This is a genomic window from Flavobacteriales bacterium (assembly GCA_020635855.1).
In the GTDB taxonomy this organism is placed as follows: domain Bacteria; phylum Bacteroidota; class Bacteroidia; order JACJYZ01; family JACJYZ01; genus JACJYZ01.
In genome coordinates this window covers 622,494-641,057 of record JACJYZ010000003.1, presented here as the reverse complement: position 1 = coordinate 641,057, position 18,564 = coordinate 622,494, and the positions used below count along the sequence as shown (strand labels likewise).

The window sequence follows — 18,564 nt, the reverse complement described above, 5'->3', positions numbered from 1 at the left end:
GCAGCAACCTACCTGATTAGGTTGAATGTACCGCGTTTTTCGAAAGCCCGTCCGTCAACGGTCTTGATACGCACATAATAGACATATACACCCACGGGCTGGTCATGCCCCTTGTAAGTACCGTCCCACCCTGCCTTGGGGTCATCGGTTTCATACACCACAAACCCCCACCGGTTCAAAGCGATGAATGAATATTCCAGGGGGTCAATGAAAATGCTGACCGGCGAAAACACATCATTCACCTGATCGTTGTTCGGTGTAAATGCATTCGGAATAAACAACCGCGGCAGTTGGTAGGCACACACGGTATTGGACATACTTGAATCAGCCACAGGCCATGGATAACCCGCTGCAGGTTGTGCCACGATTGTATAGCAGAACGCCCCGTCTCCGGTATACAATGCAGACACATCATCTGCATAGCTGTATGTTCCGCCTGCAACCGTAGCAACCAGTACCGGAATCACATTGAACGCATCCGAACGGTAAATGCCATACGTTACGACGCCCGAGGGCCAATCCTCATATGCCGTCCAACTCACCATGTTTGTAAAGTTGTAGTCGGACACAACACTGCACAGAATGGGGTAACCGTAATTGGAGGAGGTCAGTGCCGACATACCGCAACTGTCGATCACTTCAAGCTTGTATGCGTATCTTTCCGATGCCACATCAACATCCGCATCACTGTATGTCATCAGCGGAGATGTGGTCACGGGCAATGTTGCAACGGTCGTGTATGTTCCGCCAGGACTGTCAGACCTCAAAACACGGTATGCTTGCACGCTTGCCGCTGTATCCACATAAAACCTCACATCCACCTGACTTCCATTCACAGAAGCGGTAGTGACATAGCCGAACATCGGCTGAAGCGGTGAATTGGCTGTTACACAAGCCTTGTTGGATGTGGACGTTTTCGTACCGGTTCCACTCACGGCGCGCACGAGGTAGCAATAGTTGGAATAGGCCGTAAGTCCGGTGTCCAGATATTGCGTTCCCGTTACCGAAGCGAGGAACGAGGCCGCCCCACCATCCGCCATTACATACAGGTCATAACGGGAGACGCTGTCTTTCCAACTGATATACGGATTCCATTCAAGCAAAGCGGTTCGTGCACAGGGGTCATAGGTTGCCGACAGGTACATGGTCCGGTGTTCATCCCCGAACGGACTTACATTGAAACAACTATCAAAGGCAGCAATCCTGAACCGTGTAGACCCGGAGGTGGTATCGTTCAACATGTAAAAGGTGGAATCTGCACTCCAGATGGTATCCACCGGCTGCCAGTATCCGTCCTTAAACTGATAGATGAGGTAGCCGGCGGCGTCTTTTTCCGTACTCCCGATCCAACCCAATATTGGGTTCCCGGTTAATGTATCCACGCTGACTGAATCCAGCTGCCGGATTGACGGACTGCTTACGTCTTTGAAAACATCGCCGTCAACGGAAGAAACAGATATACAACCGCTGTTGTCCGACAACTCAACCCGGTAGTTGACCTGTGCGTTGCAAATGGAGATCGTATCTTTAAATGAAGGAGATGAAGAGGTACCAACCAGCATCCAGTTTCCCGGAGGATATTCCCGGTATATCCGATATGGCAATACGGCGGTAACGGGCAGCGGAACACGAACCTCATTCCAGCTGAGACCGGCAATGGATCCGCCGGTATTGCTAAGTTTCAGATACATGCTACTGAGGGTATCCGATAAAAAGGAACCACAGGCGGAAACCGTTTGCACATAATAAAACCTGGATCCGTTCTGGGCATTTGCTCCACCATCAGTATAACTCAGCTGTACCGGATCATTGATTTGCGCCAGCAACGAATACGGTCCGGTTTGCGCAGCGGCACCGTACACATCATACCGGTCGAAACCACTGCATGTATCGGTGGGTGCTGTCCACGTAAGAGTTGCCGAGCCGCTCGCATTCACCGATATACAGTGAAGCACAGCCTCCTGTGTTTGTGCTGTTGATGCCAGGGGCATGACCAGCAGGCACAACGCTATTTGAATCCACTGTTTCAAACGGTTTAATCCATGCATCCTTCAGGTCCGGCCACCACCTGGTGCATGGTTGAAGGATCCAGATATTTCAACGCCAGATCACGCAATTGTTGTGGCGTAATAACGCGAATCGTTTCCACAAGGTTTTCCAGGTAACGGATATCCAGGCCATAATGCAGCAACCCCTTGTACATATCCGCCTGCCCGAAAGGTCCATCGGCACTGCGCATCAAAGAACCCAACAGGTAATTGCGAACAAGATCCAGTTCTTCTGCGGGGATTGGTTCCGTTCGAAGCCGATCCAGTTCATGGTTGATTTCCCTGATCGCTTTTCCGCACACTTCCCCTCCCACTTCGGTAGCAATGAAAAAATAACCGGCATCGGGCAGGGATGCCACACCGGAACTAATGCCGTAGGTATAACCTTTATCTTCCCGTATATTGGTCATCAGCCTGGATCCGAAATACCCTCCCAGGATGGTGTTCAACACCTGCAAGCCCGGATAATCGGGATGAATTTTGCTTACCGTTCGTTTCCCGATTCGTATGGCCGCCTGCACAGACCCTTCCACAGGAATAAACACCCGGTCAGGTTGATCTGCTCCTGCGGGTACGGACAGGTCAGGCATTTTTTCTGCCACCCGTATGTCGGCCAACAGTTCACGCATCTGTTCTCCCAGCGTATCCGGAAGCTTACCTGCGACAAAAGCGTAATGCCCAAGGGCGCCATACACGCGTGCATGTGCCTTCAGCACATCTTCTCTTTTCAAGGCATTTACATCTTCTTCCACGGGCGTGAACCCATACATATGCTGATCACCGAATAGCTGATCAAGGAACCTTTCCCGTGCACATTTGGCCACCTTCTTCTGGTTCACCCGAATGGTTTGCACCTGGTTACTTCTGTAAACATCAAACGGGTCCTGCGGATAGGTTGCATTCATCACCAGGTCACGCAGCACGGGGATCACATGAGCCAGGTTGCGGTTCAGTGCATACAACGTTACAAAGGCATGGTTGCCTTCCGTGTGCAATCCGAGGTGACTGCCATAACCATCAAGTATTTCAGCCATCTCCAGAAAACTGCGCGACTTTGTACCATCTCTGAGCATGGCATTGGCCGCACGATCGGCCATGAAAGCAGCGCGACTTCCGCCGGTCAGATAAAACGCCAGGTCAATGCGCACCACGTCCTGTAAACCGGCATTGAGCGCATACACGGGCCATGCACCTACATCTCCCGGCCGCTCCATAGGTAGCAGTTCGATCCCTTTCACTTCGGTGAATGAGGGCATCGTTGTTCTGTCTATGCTCATGATGTCTGTTTTGATTTGTAATGAATCACCGATACCGTATGTTCCGTCAACAGGCTTTCTGCCTCTTCCCGGATTTGTTCGGGGGTAACGTCAAAATATTTTTTCAATTCCTGGTTGAGGTATGCGCCGTCACCCATCCATTCGAACAATGCCAGTTCCATGGCCCTGTTGACAACATCCATCTGCCCAAAGCTAAAAATGGATTCAACCCGGTTTTTCACCCGGTCGAGTGCAGCTGCATCCACCGGTGCCAACTTCAAACCATTCAACACTTCCCAGATGGCCTTCTCACCCTGCTCAATGGAAACATCCTGTTTCAACTTTCCGGAAATCATCAGCAGGCCACCGTCCATCTCACCCGTTGTGTATGCCTGAATATCGGAGAACAACTTCTTCTCGCGAACAAGTGTCACATACAAACGCGAAGAATGTCCGGATGAAAGCAAATCGGTAATCAGATCACCGCGGTAGTAGCCAGCTGACGTTCGGGGAGGCATCTTCCAGGCCATGTAAATCGCATCGTAGGGCACATCCCTTTCCAACACCAATTCGCGGCGTTGATCCTGGGCCGGCTCCCGGGGAAGGTTTCTCACGTATGGGTCACCTGAGGGGATATCACCGAACCATTTCTCAGTTAACCGGAACACCTCATCAGGTTCAATGGCGCCTGCCACCACCATGATGGCATTGCGTGGGCGGTAGTGTTTGTAGAAAAAGGACTTCACCTCATCCAACGTGGCATCCTCTATGTGAGCAATGCTTTTTCCGATGGTTGGCCATTGGTAAGGGTGCGAAGTATATGCCAGCGGGCGAATCTGTAGCCAGGCGTCGGCATATGGCTGGTTCAGATAACGTTGCTTGAACTCTTCCACCACCACGTTCTTCTGCACAGCAAGTTTCTCCTCGGAAAAGTGCAAAGCCTTCATGCGATCGGATTCCAGCCAGAAAGCGGTTTCCAGGTTCATTGCCGGGAGACTCAGGTAGTAGTTGGTGATGTCGTTATTGGTAAAAGCGTTGTTGGTGCCTCCTGCCACTTCGAGGGCGCGATCATAGTGACGTATGTTCTCCGACCCCTCGAACATCAGGTGTTCGAAAAGGTGAGCAAAACCGGTACGATCGGGGTTTTCGTCCCTGGCTCCCACATCGTACAATATATTCACTGCCGCCAGGTGCGTGCTTGGATCGGGATGCACAAGTATGCGCAGGCCGTTGTTAAGTCTGAACTTTTCAAATGCAATCATGAGAATTGATACTTGGGATCAAGTTTGATTTCTTTTCGGGCTTCATCGAATTCACGGATCAGGCCATGGAGGATGTCCGCTGCCGGACGTATATCATGGATGAGGGCCGATACCTGACCGATTTCCAATTCGCCTTCATCCAATTCACCTTCAAACATACCTTTCTTTGACCTGCGCTGACCCAGCAGCTGTTTCAGGTCATCCTTACCTGCACCACGCTGATAGGCGGCTTCAATGTCTTCAAAAAATTTATTGCGCAACAACCTTACCGGCGCCAGTTCCTTCAATGTAAGTCTGGTGTCGCCATCTCCGGCATCCACGACCTTTTGCTTGAAGTTCAGGTGAGCAGATGATTCGGCAGATGCCACGAACCTGCTTCCGATCTGAACGCCATCCGCTCCCAGCGCCATGGCCGCCAGCATGGCCCTCCCGCCACCGATCCCACCTGCAGCTATCAAAGGGATGTCTACAACCTCCTTCAACATGGGAATCAGACACAGGGTGGTTGTTTCTTCGCGGCCATTGTGACCGCCAGCTTCGAATCCCTCACCCACAATCGCATCCACACCTGCTTCCACCGCTTTTCGGGCGAATTTCAGGTTGGCAACCACGTGCACCACGGTAATCCCTGAATCCTTTAGTTTTGAAGTCCATGTTGCGGGGTTTCCTGCTGAGGTAAAAACAATGGGGACCTTTTCTTTAATAACCACCTCAATCAAATCGGAAATTTGCGGATAAAGCAGGGGGATATTCACACCGAACGGCCGGTGTGTAAATGCCCTGCATTTCCTGATATGCGTGCCTAAAACATCGGGGTACATCGACCCTGCGCCGATCAACCCCAATCCACCTGCTGCGCTCACTGCTGAAGCCAGTTCCCAGCCACTGCACCAGATCATGCCGGCCTGAACCACAGGGTATGTGATTCCGAACAATTTTACCAACCTGTTTGTAGCTTCATTCATGGCGTAACCCTAACGATCACAACTTCGTACAACATGTCCGCATACAAATTAAAGAAACTTCGGAATGGTAACTACATAAATGACATAAATTCCTACTTTTGTCTCGAAACATGTCATCCATGAGAAAATTTTTGCCCGCAATCCTCCTTGCTTTCTGTTATCTCACTGTATCTGCTCAAAAGCAGGTGGATTATTCTTTCTCGCTTGGTGTGAGCAATTACCTTGGCGAAATTGGTGGAAAGGAAAAGGCCCGCCAAGGATTCATTGGCGATCTCAAAATTAAATCTACCCGATATGAAGTGGGTGGGCATGTTCGCTTTCGCATGAGTCCGGTATTCGGAATGAGTATGAATTTGATGTACGGAAGAATTACCAATGCCGACAGCAACTCAACCAACTTTGGACGCCGGTACAGAAACCTGCACTTTCGTACCGGCATTACTGAAGTTTCCACCCAAGGCGAATTCACCTTCTTCAAATTCAAGCGTTACGGACACAGTTACTTGCTTACCAAGACAAGAGGTCGCACGCGAATTGACGTTAGTTTTTACACTTTTCTGGGTGTGGGAGGAATCTACTTCAACCCCAAAGCACAACTCAACAATATATGGTATGCCCTGCAACCACTGGGAACCGAAGGGCAGGGTGTTGTAGACGGCAGAGACAAGTACAGTCGTTTTGCGATGATTATTCCCATGGGACTCGGATACTACAGCACCATCAACCGAAATCTTCGCATAGGGGTTGAACTGGGACTTAGAAAAACATTTACCGATTACCTTGATGATATCAGCACAACGTATGTCGATCCCAGCCTTTTATCTTCGACGGCTGCCGAACTGGCTAACCGCACGGCAGAGCGCATTGCCATTGACGGAACGGATGATCCTTTAACCGAAACCTATTACGAACCCGGCGACAAAAGAGGAGACCCGAAACACAACGATAGTTACTTCTTCGGTGTGCTGAAGGTTGGTTATGCCATGCCGGCACGCAGAAGTTCTTCCAGCTTTGGCCTTGGTAAAATGTTCTCAACCAAGAAAGGTAGACACAGCAATCATCGCTTCGGAAGTCGCCCGAAGTACCGCCGATAACCGACATATTTAATCATAGAAACCCTTGCGCATTTTGCACAAGGGTTTTTTTATACCAAAAAAGGAGAACCGGCTTCAGGAAGTGCCACGCAAAAGAAACTGCCTTAACTTGGACAGGGGTTTGCGAATCAATGTAAGGGGCCCCGGACGCAAGCCGTTCACGCGCCAAGCCATACGATCTTCCCGATTCGCCCGCAAACGGTTACCTATGTTTTCATTGCTTTGTCCTCCCACGCGCATTTTCACCATAACCTCCGGAATATAGTGCAACTTCGCCCCATGCTTGTGTACCATCCGCAACATGAATTCATAGTCAGCCGACGTGCGGAAACGCAAATCGTAGGCACCATAGCGCTCAATCCATTCCTTTTTGATATAAAAAGTAGGATGTGGCGGCATCCATCCCTTGCGAAACATATCCTGAACATAAACACCCGATTTCCAATACCGCACCACCTGATTGGCGTCGGTGCGATTTACATACACCAGGTCGCCGTACAAGGCATCACAATCAGATGTTTGGAATCCTCTTGCCACGTCTTCAAGCACGCTTGCATGTGCCAGCATGTCATCTGCGTGTAGCAAACCAATGACATCACCTTGTGCCATGGAAAGCCCTTTGTTAATGGCGTCATAGATTCCATTGTCTTCTTCGGATATGAGTTGGGATACCCTCACCCCTTGTTTACGGATGATCTCGCATGTACCGTCGGTTGAACAACCATCCACAACAATGTATTGCAGGTTTTCATAGGTCTGAGCATTCACACTTGCGAGGCTTTCTGCAATGGTGTCGCTATTATTCCTGCAAACCGTAATCAAACTGATGGAGATGGACATGGTCATTCGGCCCTGAATTGGGGTACAAATCTAATCACCCTTAGTTAAAAAATACTTCCTTTGTGGTGAAATGACCACCAGGGTATCGGATTTACCAAAACTTTATATGTTTGTGTCCGTAAAAAAATCCGTCCATTCTTAGAAAAACCGCGCATGAAAAAAATTTTTGTTACCGGAGGTGCTGGATTTATCGGAAGCCACTTGGTCAAGCGACTGGTGGAAGATGGAAATGAAGTTGTGGTTGCCGACATCCTGCTTCGTGGCAATAAACTGGATCCGGAAATTCTGAAAGCGGTGCATTTTGAACAGGCGGATGTCAGGGATATCGATGCCATGCGCAGATTGAGCAAAAGATGTGATCAGATATTTCATTTCGCAGCCATCCTGGGCGTAGACGTGGTAGCAGATAACCCGGTGGAAACCATGGAAACAGAATGCATCGGTATGCAAAATGTTGCTAAAGTGGCCATTGAAATTGGCGCAGAAAAGGTGATATATGCCTCCACCAGCGGTGTATACGGTCATTCGGCCATAGAAAAAAGTGTGACAGAAAACATCCAGTTGGATCCACGCACCAGCTATGCCATCGCCAAAAGGTACAACGAGATCTACCTCGCCGCACTCTTTGAGGAAAAAGGATTGAACTCCATCAGCCTGCGGTTTTTCAACGTATATGGAGAAAAGCAGGATACCCGCATGGTGATCCCGCGTTTCATTGATCAGGCGCTGCGTCATCGTCCAATAACTGTATTTGGAGACGGACAACAAACACGGGATTTCACCTTCATTGATGACACGGTGGAGGCGGTGATCCGATTGGCTGGAAAAGTCAAAGGATCTGAGATCTTCAACATCGCCAATGAAGACGAAATCTCGATCAGGGAACTGGCAGAAGAGATCAAATCCCTGACCCTGTCCAATTCGGAAATCACCTTCATCAAAGCGCCTCAGAAACGCTACGATTTCGAAATAGAGAGACGCCTTGGCAGTTCACAGAAATTATTCGAAGCCGTGAATTATAAACCCACCACTTCCATCCAGGCCGGACTGCAATCACTCCTGATGCTCACCGAAGGCGCTACCCAATCGTCTTAAACCCGTCCCAGGGGCTACCCTCGCATCCAAAAAAAGATTACATTTGCTCTTAAGAGTGAAGGCGGAGTACCCATTTGCGGTATGCCATTCGTCCGAATTAGCCATGCGGTAGTTCACAATTTTTGATTTGGTGCCCCCTAATTTCGTTGAGATGAAACATTTTCGACTTTTGATTCTGTTCATGGCCCTTTCATGCTCCGGTGCATTTGCCGACACCGAAGCCGGATCCGTTCACGCCAGCTATTCCTTTGAACCCAACCTGATTGACCCAGGTGAAACCTTCACCATCACTGTTCATATTGTCAAAGGTGAAATGGAGGTCAAAGGCAAGGTTACCACACTCCTTCCCGAAGGATTTACTGCCAATGAAATCGAAACCGAAGGCGGTATATTCAGTTTTGAGAATCGCATGGCCACCATCAGCTGGAAAAACCTCCCGGTACCCAATGAATTCTACGTTTCGTTTGAGGTTGAAACCTCCGAAGATGCAACAGGCTCCTATTCCATTTCAGGACGCTTCTCCTATTTTGAAGATGACCAGATGAAGCTGGTAAATATTCCCGCCGAAAGGGTTGTAATTGGTAAGGAACTGGGTGGAAACGTTATTACCATCAAAGGAGAAGGCGACGGAGACGAGATCCGAACCATCCTACCCAGCGACTCCGCTGACAACACAGCCACCTCGGCTGCCGAGATCCGCGAAGCTGCCGGTGTCAGCACCGTCGGATCCAGTGAGGAAGAGAAACCTGTGGAAGAAAAGCCGGAAGTATATTACCGTCTGCAAATCTTCACGGACACAAAGGAAATTGACCTCGAAAAATACAAGAAGAAGAATAAAATTGATGAAGACATATACGTAATCAAGGACCGGACAAAGAGAATATATGCCATCGGGCAATTTCAGAGCTACAAAGAAGCCAACGCCTACAAGCGTGAAATGGCCGGAAAAAAATATGTAAAAACCGCACTGGTGGTTGGCGACCAGCACGGACAATACCTGTCAGCGAGCAAAGTCAAAAAGTTGCTCGGTGAATAAAACCAGCGTTCTCCCTATGAAGAGTGTTATGAAGATCGCATGGAGCATCGTCTTTTTATCAGCAATCGTTGCCCATGCATGTGCGCAGAATGTGAAGATCAGTCAATCCTTTTCGGATTCGAAAATTGATGCGGGAAAAAAGGTTGTCGTAACCATCACCATCAACAAGGGATACATTTCCGGGATCGGAAAAATCCAGCAAATGCTGCCGAAAGGACTGGAAGCAAAACCCATCGATGTAGCCAAAGGCACCTTCTCCCAGGACGACAGGATGGTTAAAATCATCTGGCTGGCCCTCCCCGATCAACCGGACTTCACTGTCAAATATGAACTCATCACCCGTGACGCGGAAGGTGGCTCCTTCTCCATCAACGGTAAGTTCTCTTACATGGTGGGGGGAGAAAAACGCAATGCAGATATACCTCCTGCAAGAATCCTGATTGAAACCGCCGATGTGAAAACCGATATCCTGAGCATCAGCGGCGAAGGAGACAGCAAAGAAACACGTACCCTCATCAGCACCAACCAAGGTCTGAAGGAGGTCAAAACAACGGCACCTGATCCCGAAGAAAGTGCGGCAACAACGTCACAGGAAACGGTGACCGCAGATGCGGGTGACCAGGCAAAAGAGGAAGCAGAAAAACCAAAAGAAGACAAAGCAGACAAACACAAGGCCGAAAAGGATGCCGCCAAAAAAGCAGAAGAGGAAGCCCGGGTGAAAGCGGAAAAAGAACAGGCCGAAGCCGAAGCCAAACGTAAGGCGGAAGAGGCAGCTGCGCATCAAGCTGCAGAGGAAAAGGAAGCAGCCAGACAGACTGAAGCAAAAAAAGCGGAAGAGGAAGCAAAGGCCGAAGCCAAACGCAAAGCCGATGAAGAAGCGGCACACAAAGCTGCAGAGGAGGAAGCCAAGGCAAGAAAAGAAAAGGAAGCGGCGGCCCAACTAAAGGCGGAGAAAGACAAAGCAGAGGCAGAGGCAAAAAGGAAAGCGGAAGAAGCCGCAGCGAAGGAAGCCGCACAAAGCACGGAGACAGCTACCGATGATGATGAAGCGCCCCCCGCAGAGGAAGAAACTGTTCGTCCGGCACCTGCTCCCAACAAAGCCACCGCCGAACACATCATCACCTACGGGGTTCAGATCGGCGCTTCAAAGAGCAAAATCTCAACAAGCGTCTTCAGCAACAAGTACAACATCAGTGCCGATAAGATCTCTGTTGTACATGCGAATGGTTGGTACAAGTACTACGTCGGTAACTACAAAAAATTCTCGGAAGCATCCGTTCAAAGGGGCCAGCTGGCAAAAAACAACGGTGTGAACGGTGCTTTTGTCATTGCTTTCGACAAAGGGGTGTACATCCCGGTTACCGAAGCGAAGGCGTTGAGCAATCAATAACCTTTACCGCACACCTTCCAGCCATTGGGCATGCCAGCTTTCACGCATCGGCACCTCCCAGGATTTCAGGAATTCATCTTTGGTATTCACCAGGTTGTTGAACACAATGGTATCCGGGCCCAGATCGCCGGCTTCAAGCATTTTGCGAAACTCCGACATGGGTTTGCTGGTTACCTGTCCCTCCACGTCACGATAAGCGATCTGCTTTTTATCCAGGAAATCAACCCCCAGTTCCACCCCGGCCTTTTGCACAACCGCAAAGATCTTATCAATGGAACAACCGCTTGCTTGCACGGAAGATTCATCCGCAAATAAAATCAGGAACCGGTCATGAATCACCAGGTAAGCTGCATCCATTTTGGCGCCATGGCTATCCCATTGGCGAAGGAACGCTCCTACCCATTCGTCTACCCGGCTTTGCTCATCAGCGGAAAGTGCGCGACCCGCCTGGAAGATCCATACCCTTGCATTGCCGGGCAGGTGGTCGGTATTTTGCGAATCAAAGGTCATTGGCAGTAGCGATCAGTTCGGCGAGGTCATAAACCTTCACCTGGTCTTCCTTGTTAAAGTGCTTGGTCCCATCTTCCATCATTGTCATGCAAAACGGACAAGCGGTGGCCACAATCTGGCATCCGGTTGCAAGTGCTTCCTCGGTGCGCTCAACATTCACCTCCTTATCGCCCCTTTCCGCCTCTTTGAACATCTGCGCTCCACCCGCCCCACAGCACAAACCCCGACTGCGGCTTCTTTTCATTTCCACCAGGTCGGCATCCAACTGTTCCAGCACATTCCGCGGTGCATCATAAATGTTGTTACCGCGTCCGAGATAACACGAATCATGAAAGGTGATGCGGCGTCCTTTGAACGGTTTCCCGTCTGAAACACGCAGCTTGCCCTCATCAATCAGTTGCTGAAGGTATGTGGAATGGTGAATCACTTCATATGTACCGCCCAAATCTGGATACTCGTTCTTCAGTGTATTGAAGCAATGCGGGCAGGCGGTTACGATCTTTTTGATGCCGTAGCCGTTCAACACGGTGATGTTTCCCATCGCCTGCATCTGAAAAAGGAATTCGTTCCCTGCCCTTCGTGCCGGATCACCTGTACAACTTTCCTCTGTACCAAGCACGGCATATTTCACACCCAACGCATCCAGTATTTTCACAAATGCGCGGGTCACCTTTTTGTACCTGTCGTCAAATGCACCTGCACATCCCACCCAAAACAGAATTTCGGGTTGCTCACCGGCGGCAGTCATTTCCGCCATGGTCGGAACCTTGATGGCCCTGGGCGCAGATGCCTGTTGGTTGTCTTGATTGGAATCGGTCATGATTAAGACGCTTTGTTGCTGAACAGATCATCGGCCCACCTCATCCGGTCGGATGGCGAGAATTGCCATGGAGCACCATTATTTTCAATGTTGGTGAACATGGCTACGAGCGACTCAGGGGCGGAGGAATCCTCCATCACAAGGCTTCTGCGCATGTCAACGATCAGTGACACGTGGTCGATGTTCACAGGGCATTCCTGTACGCACGCGTTGCAGGTGGTGCATGCCCACAGCTCTTCCTGGGTGATGTAATCTCCTACCAGGGCTTTGCCGTCGGTATACTGGGGATCCCTTGAAAGCCCGGGCCCCTTGTCGTTCATCCGGTGCCTCAGATCCACAAGTATTTTTCTCGGTGAAAGCAGTTTTCCCGTTGTGTTGGCCGGGCATACGGACGTACACCTGCCACATTGGGTGCACGTGAGCGAATCGGCGTAATTCTTCCAGTTGACATCTTCAACATCTTTCACGCCGAACCTGGGAATGGGTGCATCCGCCGCCTGGGGCTCGATGGTGGCTGAAGGATCGAGCATGGCTTTTACTTCCTTTGTCACACTTTCCATGTTACGCAGTTTGGTATACGGGCCGAGACGTGTAAAGAAAACGTTGGGTACCGACATGAATACGTGGAAGTGTTTGGAATACGGGAGGATGTTCATGAACACAAGCACCAGCACGATATGTGTCCACCAGCTCAGTTCATGAAGTTTCGCCACTGTACTGCCTCCGATATTGGCCACCAGTCCCTGCAGGGATTCACTCACCGGGTATACGCCCACCTTTTCCGCGCCCGCCAGTTTCACATAGGCGATGTTCATGCCCAGGAGGGAAACCATCAGGAAAAGGATCATGAGCAAAGCAACGGTGGCATCCAGGTTGGCGGTTGGTGTCATTTCAACGCCGGAGAACCGCTTCACTTTGATCACATACCTGCGTGCAAGGAAGGAGATACATGCGAATACGATAAAGGCTGCAAGCACATCACCGGATGCCATGATGGCGGTGTAAACCGGCCCGAGGATCTTACCCAGAAAACGTTCCGTACCCACCAGGCCATCCACCATCATTTCCGCGGTTCCTATGGTGATAACAAGGAAGCCCCACCAAACGAACGCGTGCATCAGTCCGATCATCGGTCTCCTCAGGATCTTGGTCTGGCCGAATGCCACCAGAAGGGTTTGGCGGATCCGTTCCGGAATGTTATCCAGCGGGAAGTCTTTTTTTGTGAGTTTGAAAAAGCGCCTGAGCCGGGAAATCGTGTAACCGAATACACCAATGGCTGCCAGGAAGAAAATCGTGAATGCGATTTGTTTGCTCATGGGTGATGCGTAGCAACGCCGCTAGGGCGCATTGGGGTTATTTCGTTTACCGAAAGGTTTCAGATATGTGCGCGGATGTCGGTGAAAATCCCTGACAAGGCTATCCAAACCGGCGGAAGCTTTGGTGAGTTGATCGTACAAATCTTCATCCTGAAGCAACTTACCCGCAGTGCCTTCGCCTTTCTCGAGTTTATTAAAAATCACGGCCAGTTTTTCCAGCGAACCGTTCAGGTTGGTGATGGTGTTGGAAATATTGGCGCGGGCGAGGGTATCACTGATGGTGGAGAAATTGTTGATGGCATTGGTCAACGCACCATTATTGTTGCGGATATTGGTGGTGATGCTTGACAGGTTGTTCATGATCACTGTGAAATTTCCGTCCTGGTCCGAGAGCATATTGTCGAGCTGACCGGAAGATTTTTCAAAGTTCTTGATGGTATTTCTTAACCGCACGAAACTTTCTTTAAGACTTTCCCGGGTGCCTTCGTTGAAGATATACTGGATCACGGTAAGCACGGAATCCAGTGACCCCATCATTTCATTGGCCTTGGTTTGCAGCGGCGCCATCATTTTGGAAATGCCTTCCGAAAGGCTTTCTTCCACCTCACCTTTCAGGGTACCACCCGGTTCAAGGAACTGATCGCTGCTTCCCAGATTCACCTCGATGGACTTGTCACCCATCAGGTTGGCACTCACAATGCGCGCCTTTGAATCAACAGGTATCCTGAATGATTTGCTGTTCATCGAAAACCCAACTTTGATCCGGGCATCCTGCCCGTCAACCATCTCAATGCTGTAAACCTGGCCTACTTTCACACCCTTCACCAGAACCGGGTTGGCTTCTGCCAATCCGTCGATGTGTTCATACTTGGCGTAATAAATGCTTTTGCTGGAAAAGATATTGGTTCCCTTCAGGTAATTGAACCCCCAAACGAGCAATACAAGTCCGATTAGGACAACAGCCCCGATTTTTACTTCCCTGGTAACTTTCACTTTGTGTTCACTTTATTTTCCCTGGGCATCCAGCGCATCTTTCAATGGAATTTTCTTTCCGTCCCTGAATGCCACCACAAATGCATCCGCAAACCCTTTTGCCCGGATGTCTTTCTGCAATGCGGTTGCATCTGTAAACGTCCTGGCCTTGCCCGCGGCATATTTGAAGATGCCCTCTTCATTGTATTCTTTCAAGTCAGGAAGGTTCTGGAACGACGGATCACTCATTGGAATTCTGTTGGCCGAAGATACGATTTGTACTTTAAATACGATACCCGCTTCGCTTTCGCCCACAGCCGGCTGTTCTCCTGTGCTTCCCTGATTCACCGGCTTTCCGTTCACACGTATTTCATGATCTGCCATATTGGATGACTCGCCTTCCGTTGAATCTTCAGGGGCCTGCTCCACGATGGTGCCGGGCGACCTGGATTCAAGCTCCTTCTTATAGGACGAAAAAGCGGTAAACAAACCTTCGGCGATTTTGGACTGTCCCTCTTCCGATGTGAGGAACTTTTCTTCCGAAGGGTTGGTCAGAAAACCGGATTCGATCAGTACGCTGGGCATGGTGGTTTTGTACAACACCAGGAAGCCTGCCTGCTTGATGCCCCGGTCTTTCATTTTGGCCTTGCCCCGGTAGTTGTCCTGAACCCGGGTGGCGAAGGCCAGGCTCTGATCAAGGTAAGCGCTCTGGAACAATTCCAGGATGGTGCTTCCTTCCGGCGACTTGGGATCATACCCGTCGTACTGTTCCTCGTATCCTTCTTCAAGCAGGATGGAAGCGTTCTCACGCTTGGCCACTTCCAGGTTGGCCGCGCTCTTGTGCAAACCCATCACATAGGTTTCCGCTCCATACGCGGTGGCGGGCCCGGAGTTCAGGTGGATGCATATAAAGAGATCCGCATGGTTCTCATTGGCAATGGCGGCCCTCCTGTGAAGTTCGATGAAGCGGTCGTCTTTGCGCGTGTAGATGACCTTGATGTCCTTGTACTGCTCCTCAATGTGCTTGCCCAGCTTTAATGCCAGCGCCAATGCCACATCTTTTTCCTTCGCCTTTACACCCGAACAACCGGGATCATGACCACCATGACCGGGATCAATCACCACCGTGCGGATCTTATACCCCTCTTCCCCACCCTTTGGCACGAAAGATGTTAACACCGGTGCAAACGCCAATAACAACAGTAAACATGTGATCTTTTTCATGACACAAGACGTTTCCGAAAAGCCAAGTTAATACAGCAACGTACACCCAAATCAAAACATTGGGATTATTTTTACACAATAAAAGGTTAGTTTCTCTACTATTTACAATGATCCAACCACCGATCTCCTTCATAAGTTGAACCGCGTTGCTGTCATATCCGCATTCACAACGTTGCTGTATGTTTTAACGGCAACTTCTGCTTTTGCACAGACAGCGGGAGATGGCGAACATCCTGCCGACTCCATTCAACAAACGCAAAAAGAGGGCCAAACCGGCGACCTCAAATCAAAAGTGGAATACAGTGCAAACGATTCCATCCGGTTTGACGTGGAAGGGAAAAAGATCTTGCTTTGGGGAAATGCAAAGATCAACTACGAAACCACACAACTGGAAGCTCCTTATATAGAGATTGACTGGACCACGAATACCCTGCATGCTGAAACAAGACCCGACAGCAGTGGAAAAGATGTCAAACCGGTCTTTGCCGACGATGGCGAAAATTTCACCGCCAGGCAAATCGATTATAATTTCACCACCAAAAAGGGCCGGATCAATGAAGTGATTACCAGCGAGGGCGACGGCTATGTGCATGGACAGGTTGTCAAAAAAGACACCAATGACGTGTATTATATCCACGGGGGGGATTACACCACCTGCGACCTTGAACATCCTCACTTTTCCCTGCATGCCTCCAAGCTGAAAGTAATCCCCAACAACAAGATCATCACAGGACCTGCCTACCTCGTGATAGAAGACGTTCCAACCCCGTTGGCATTGCCGTTCGGCTTGTTTCCGAACAAGAAGGAACAAAGATCCGGCATCCTGATGCCTTCCTACGGCGAAACCAAAACCCTCGGGTTCTCCCTCCGCGACGGCGGCTATTTTTTCGCCATTAACGACTATATCAACCTGCAGGTACGCGGCGATGTTTATTCACTAGGAAGTTGGGGATTGCGAACTGCAAGCAACTATGCGGTGAGATACCGCTTCAGGGGTACCCTATCGGCGGGGTATTCCAGCCTTAAGTTCGGAGAAAAGGAATTTCCCGACTACAGCGAACGCAACGATTTCTTCATTCGCTGGAACCACTCGGTAGATGCCAAGGCACTGCCCGGAAGCCAGTTCTCTGCAAATGTAAACATCACCAGCAGCGACTACTACCGCAACAATTCTCTCCAAGCCAACGAAGCACTCAACAATGATTTCTCGTCCAGCATCGCCTATTCAAAGAGTTTTCGCGGCACACCGTTTAACATGAACCTGAACCTCCGGCACCACCAGAACGTGCAATCCCACCAGGTTGAATTGTCGCTACCCCAACTCACGCTGACCATGAACCGCCTGACCCCCAAACCCAGAGCGGGGAAAAAAGGGCTTTTCAGCAACGCCGGCATCAGCTATACCATGAGCATGAAGAACGACATCAATTTGCTAGATACCATTCCGTTGAGCCATTACACCCTGCGGGACACACGAAAAGGCATCCGCCATTCCATCCCCCTCAGCAATTCATTCAGGGTGTTTAAATATTTCACCTGGTCGCAATCCGCCCAATACAATGAGTACTGGTATTTCGAAACCACCCACAAGGATTGGGATCCGGAAACGCACACGGTGCAATCCCAAACCGTACAACAGTTTTCGGCTGCACGAGACTGGGGCGTGGGCACGTCACTCAACACGAAGGTCTACGGAATGGTGGGCTTCGGAAAGAACGCGTGGATCCAGGCCATACGGCACGTGGCCACACCGTCCGTGGGCATGAGCTGGCGCCCGGATTTCAGCAAGCCCGGTTACGGCTATTACAATACCGTTCAGAGAGACACAATCCCCAACTATGACGTGTATTCCATATATGAGCAGGGCATGTTCGGCGGTCCGGCCAAAGGAAAGAGCGGCCTGATCAACTTCGGCGTGCAGAACAACGTGGAGATGAAGGTGCGCCCTGCCGCTGATGACACCACCGGTCAGGCGAAAAAGATCAAGCTGATCGACAACCTGTCTGTCAGTACCGCCTATAACCTGGCAGCCGACAGCATCCAATGGCAGCCCATCAACATCCAGGCGCGTGCCACACCGCTGCCTTTCCTTAACGTCACATTCGGAAGCGCATACAGTCCGTACGTAACCGACACCCAGAACCGAACCCTCAACCGTCTTGAAATCCTGGAAAACAAACGCCTTGCCAGGCTGGTCAACATGCGGGCATCCATCGACCTGAGCCTGTCCCACAAAGGAGCAAAAACGGAAGGATCCACACCGGGCATTTCACCCGGACTCTTCCCCATCGCAGGACAGGTTGATTTTTCCATACCCTGGACGTTGCGCATGAACTACATCGTAAACTACACCAAACAACTCCCCGAATCAACCCTGCAACAAACCCTTGCATTCAACGGCGACCTGAGTCTTACCCCTAAGTGGAAAGCCAGCTTCTATTCAGGTTACGACCTGACCAAAGGCCAATTCTCTTATACCACCATCACCATCAACCGGGACCTTCACTGCTGGGAAATGAGCTTTTTCTATATTCCCTTCGGTTCACGCCAGAGCTACAACCTGTCGATCAGGGTAAAAGCCCCGGTGCTGCAAGACCTGAAGATCACCAAAAGGAAGGATTGGGTAGACCAATCGATCCTGAGGTAAAAACCGATCGCTTCCGGACAACACTACAAATGCTATCTTTGGGCACTGCAACGTGGCGTGCAGTTCAAACCGAACATTCAAAACTTAAC

The 18,564-nt window shown here is 50.2% G+C and carries 15 protein-coding genes; 5 read left to right on the top strand and 10 right to left on the bottom strand.

Features of this window, described 5'->3' with window-relative positions; genetic code table 11:
• Window positions 1–8: 8 nt before the first annotated feature.
• The 4 genes from H6585_11085 to H6585_11070 are packed head-to-tail and all read right to left on the bottom strand — an operon-like array spanning window position 9 to window position 5,531.
• Window positions 9–2,030, bottom strand: coding sequence for a gliding motility-associated C-terminal domain-containing protein (locus H6585_11085; GenBank protein MCB9448878.1), 2,022 nt, complete (start codon window positions 2,028–2,030; stop codon window positions 9–11).
• Window positions 2,031–2,035: 5 nt separating this feature from the next.
• Window positions 2,036–3,325 carry an insulinase family protein gene (locus tag H6585_11080; protein ID MCB9448877.1) on the bottom strand — a complete coding sequence of 430 codons (1,290 nt, stop codon included), beginning with the start codon at window positions 3,323–3,325 and terminating at the stop codon, window positions 2,036–2,038.
• Entirely contained in the window at window positions 3,322–4,566 is a 1,245-nt protein-coding gene (locus H6585_11075; protein ID MCB9448876.1) for an insulinase family protein, read from the bottom strand. Before H6585_11075 ends, H6585_11080 begins: the two co-directional genes overlap by 4 nt.
• Window positions 4,563–5,531 carry a nitronate monooxygenase gene (locus H6585_11070; GenBank protein MCB9448875.1) on the bottom strand — a complete coding sequence of 323 codons (969 nt, stop codon included), beginning with the start codon at window positions 5,529–5,531 and terminating at the stop codon, window positions 4,563–4,565. Before H6585_11070 ends, H6585_11075 begins: the two co-directional genes overlap by 4 nt.
• A gap of 119 nt (window positions 5,532–5,650) precedes the next feature.
• Between H6585_11070 and H6585_11065 the strand changes: the two genes are divergently transcribed.
• On the top strand, window positions 5,651–6,625 hold the full coding sequence (locus tag H6585_11065) for a hypothetical protein (GenBank protein ID MCB9448874.1): 975 nt from the start codon (window positions 5,651–5,653) through the stop codon (window positions 6,623–6,625).
• Window positions 6,626–6,700: 75 nt separating this feature from the next.
• Here the strand turns inward: H6585_11065 and H6585_11060 are convergent, their stop codons facing one another.
• Window positions 6,701–7,459 carry a glycosyltransferase gene (locus H6585_11060; GenBank protein MCB9448873.1) on the bottom strand — a complete coding sequence of 253 codons (759 nt, stop codon included), beginning with the start codon at window positions 7,457–7,459 and terminating at the stop codon, window positions 6,701–6,703.
• 159 nt (window positions 7,460–7,618) lie between these two features.
• Between H6585_11060 and H6585_11055 the strand changes: the two genes are divergently transcribed.
• The 3 genes from H6585_11055 (at window position 7,619) to H6585_11045 (ending at window position 10,986) form a co-directional block, all read left to right on the top strand.
• Window positions 7,619–8,560: an SDR family NAD(P)-dependent oxidoreductase gene (locus H6585_11055; protein ID MCB9448872.1), complete on the top strand. Its 942-nt coding sequence runs from the start codon at window positions 7,619–7,621 to the stop codon at window positions 8,558–8,560.
• A gap of 151 nt (window positions 8,561–8,711) precedes the next feature.
• Window positions 8,712–9,596, top strand: a complete 885-nt coding sequence (locus H6585_11050) for a hypothetical protein (protein ID MCB9448871.1) — start codon at window positions 8,712–8,714, stop codon at window positions 9,594–9,596.
• 16 nt (window positions 9,597–9,612) lie between these two features.
• Complete coding sequence (locus H6585_11045; protein MCB9448870.1) at window positions 9,613–10,986, top strand: SPOR domain-containing protein; 1,374 nt, start codon at window positions 9,613–9,615, stop codon at window positions 10,984–10,986.
• A gap of 3 nt (window positions 10,987–10,989) precedes the next feature.
• On the opposite strand, the gene H6585_11040 is transcribed toward H6585_11045, so the two are convergent.
• The 5 genes from H6585_11040 to H6585_11020 all read right to left on the bottom strand — a co-directional run bounded on the left by H6585_11040 (window position 10,990) and on the right by H6585_11020 (window position 15,828).
• Entirely contained in the window at window positions 10,990–11,496 is a 507-nt protein-coding gene (locus H6585_11040; protein MCB9448869.1) for an ABC transporter ATPase, read from the bottom strand.
• Window positions 11,486–12,253, bottom strand: a complete 768-nt coding sequence (locus H6585_11035) for a (Fe-S)-binding protein (protein MCB9448868.1) — start codon at window positions 12,251–12,253, stop codon at window positions 11,486–11,488. Before H6585_11035 ends, H6585_11040 begins: the two co-directional genes overlap by 11 nt.
• Window positions 12,254–12,318: 65 nt before the next feature.
• Complete coding sequence (locus H6585_11030) at window positions 12,319–13,632, bottom strand: 4Fe-4S dicluster domain-containing protein (GenBank protein MCB9448867.1); 1,314 nt, start codon at window positions 13,630–13,632, stop codon at window positions 12,319–12,321.
• A gap of 21 nt (window positions 13,633–13,653) precedes the next feature.
• Window positions 13,654–14,625, bottom strand: a complete 972-nt coding sequence (locus H6585_11025; GenBank protein MCB9448866.1) for an MCE family protein — start codon at window positions 14,623–14,625, stop codon at window positions 13,654–13,656.
• A gap of 12 nt (window positions 14,626–14,637) precedes the next feature.
• Window positions 14,638–15,828, bottom strand: coding sequence for an N-acetylmuramoyl-L-alanine amidase (locus H6585_11020; protein ID MCB9448865.1), 1,191 nt, complete (start codon window positions 15,826–15,828; stop codon window positions 14,638–14,640).
• A 136-nt stretch (window positions 15,829–15,964) separates the two neighbouring features.
• Between H6585_11020 and H6585_11015 the strand changes: the two genes are divergently transcribed.
• Window positions 15,965–18,475, top strand: a complete 2,511-nt coding sequence (locus H6585_11015; GenBank protein MCB9448864.1) for an LPS-assembly protein LptD — start codon at window positions 15,965–15,967, stop codon at window positions 18,473–18,475.
• Window positions 18,476–18,564 lie beyond the last annotated feature (89 nt).

Coding starts and splice junctions, on each gene's coding strand:
- H6585_11080 (MCB9448877.1), bottom strand. CDS start 3,325: ATGAGCATAGACAGAACAACGATGCCCTCATTCACCGAAGTGAAAGGG.
- H6585_11075 (MCB9448876.1), bottom strand. CDS start 4,566: ATGATTGCATTTGAAAAGTTCAGACTTAACAACGGCCTGCGCATACTT.
- H6585_11070 (MCB9448875.1), bottom strand. CDS start 5,531: ATGAATGAAGCTACAAACAGGTTGGTAAAATTGTTCGGAATCACATAC.
- H6585_11065 (MCB9448874.1), top strand. CDS start 5,651: ATGAGAAAATTTTTGCCCGCAATCCTCCTTGCTTTCTGTTATCTCACT.
- H6585_11055 (MCB9448872.1), top strand. CDS start 7,619: ATGAAAAAAATTTTTGTTACCGGAGGTGCTGGATTTATCGGAAGCCAC.
- H6585_11050 (MCB9448871.1), top strand. CDS start 8,712: ATGAAACATTTTCGACTTTTGATTCTGTTCATGGCCCTTTCATGCTCC.
- H6585_11045 (MCB9448870.1), top strand. CDS start 9,613: ATGAAGAGTGTTATGAAGATCGCATGGAGCATCGTCTTTTTATCAGCA.
- H6585_11040 (MCB9448869.1), bottom strand. CDS start 11,496: ATGACCTTTGATTCGCAAAATACCGACCACCTGCCCGGCAATGCAAGG.
- H6585_11035 (MCB9448868.1), bottom strand. CDS start 12,253: ATGGCGGAAATGACTGCCGCCGGTGAGCAACCCGAAATTCTGTTTTGG.
- H6585_11030 (MCB9448867.1), bottom strand. CDS start 13,632: ATGAGCAAACAAATCGCATTCACGATTTTCTTCCTGGCAGCCATTGGT.
- H6585_11020 (MCB9448865.1), bottom strand. CDS start 15,828: ATGAAAAAGATCACATGTTTACTGTTGTTATTGGCGTTTGCACCGGTG.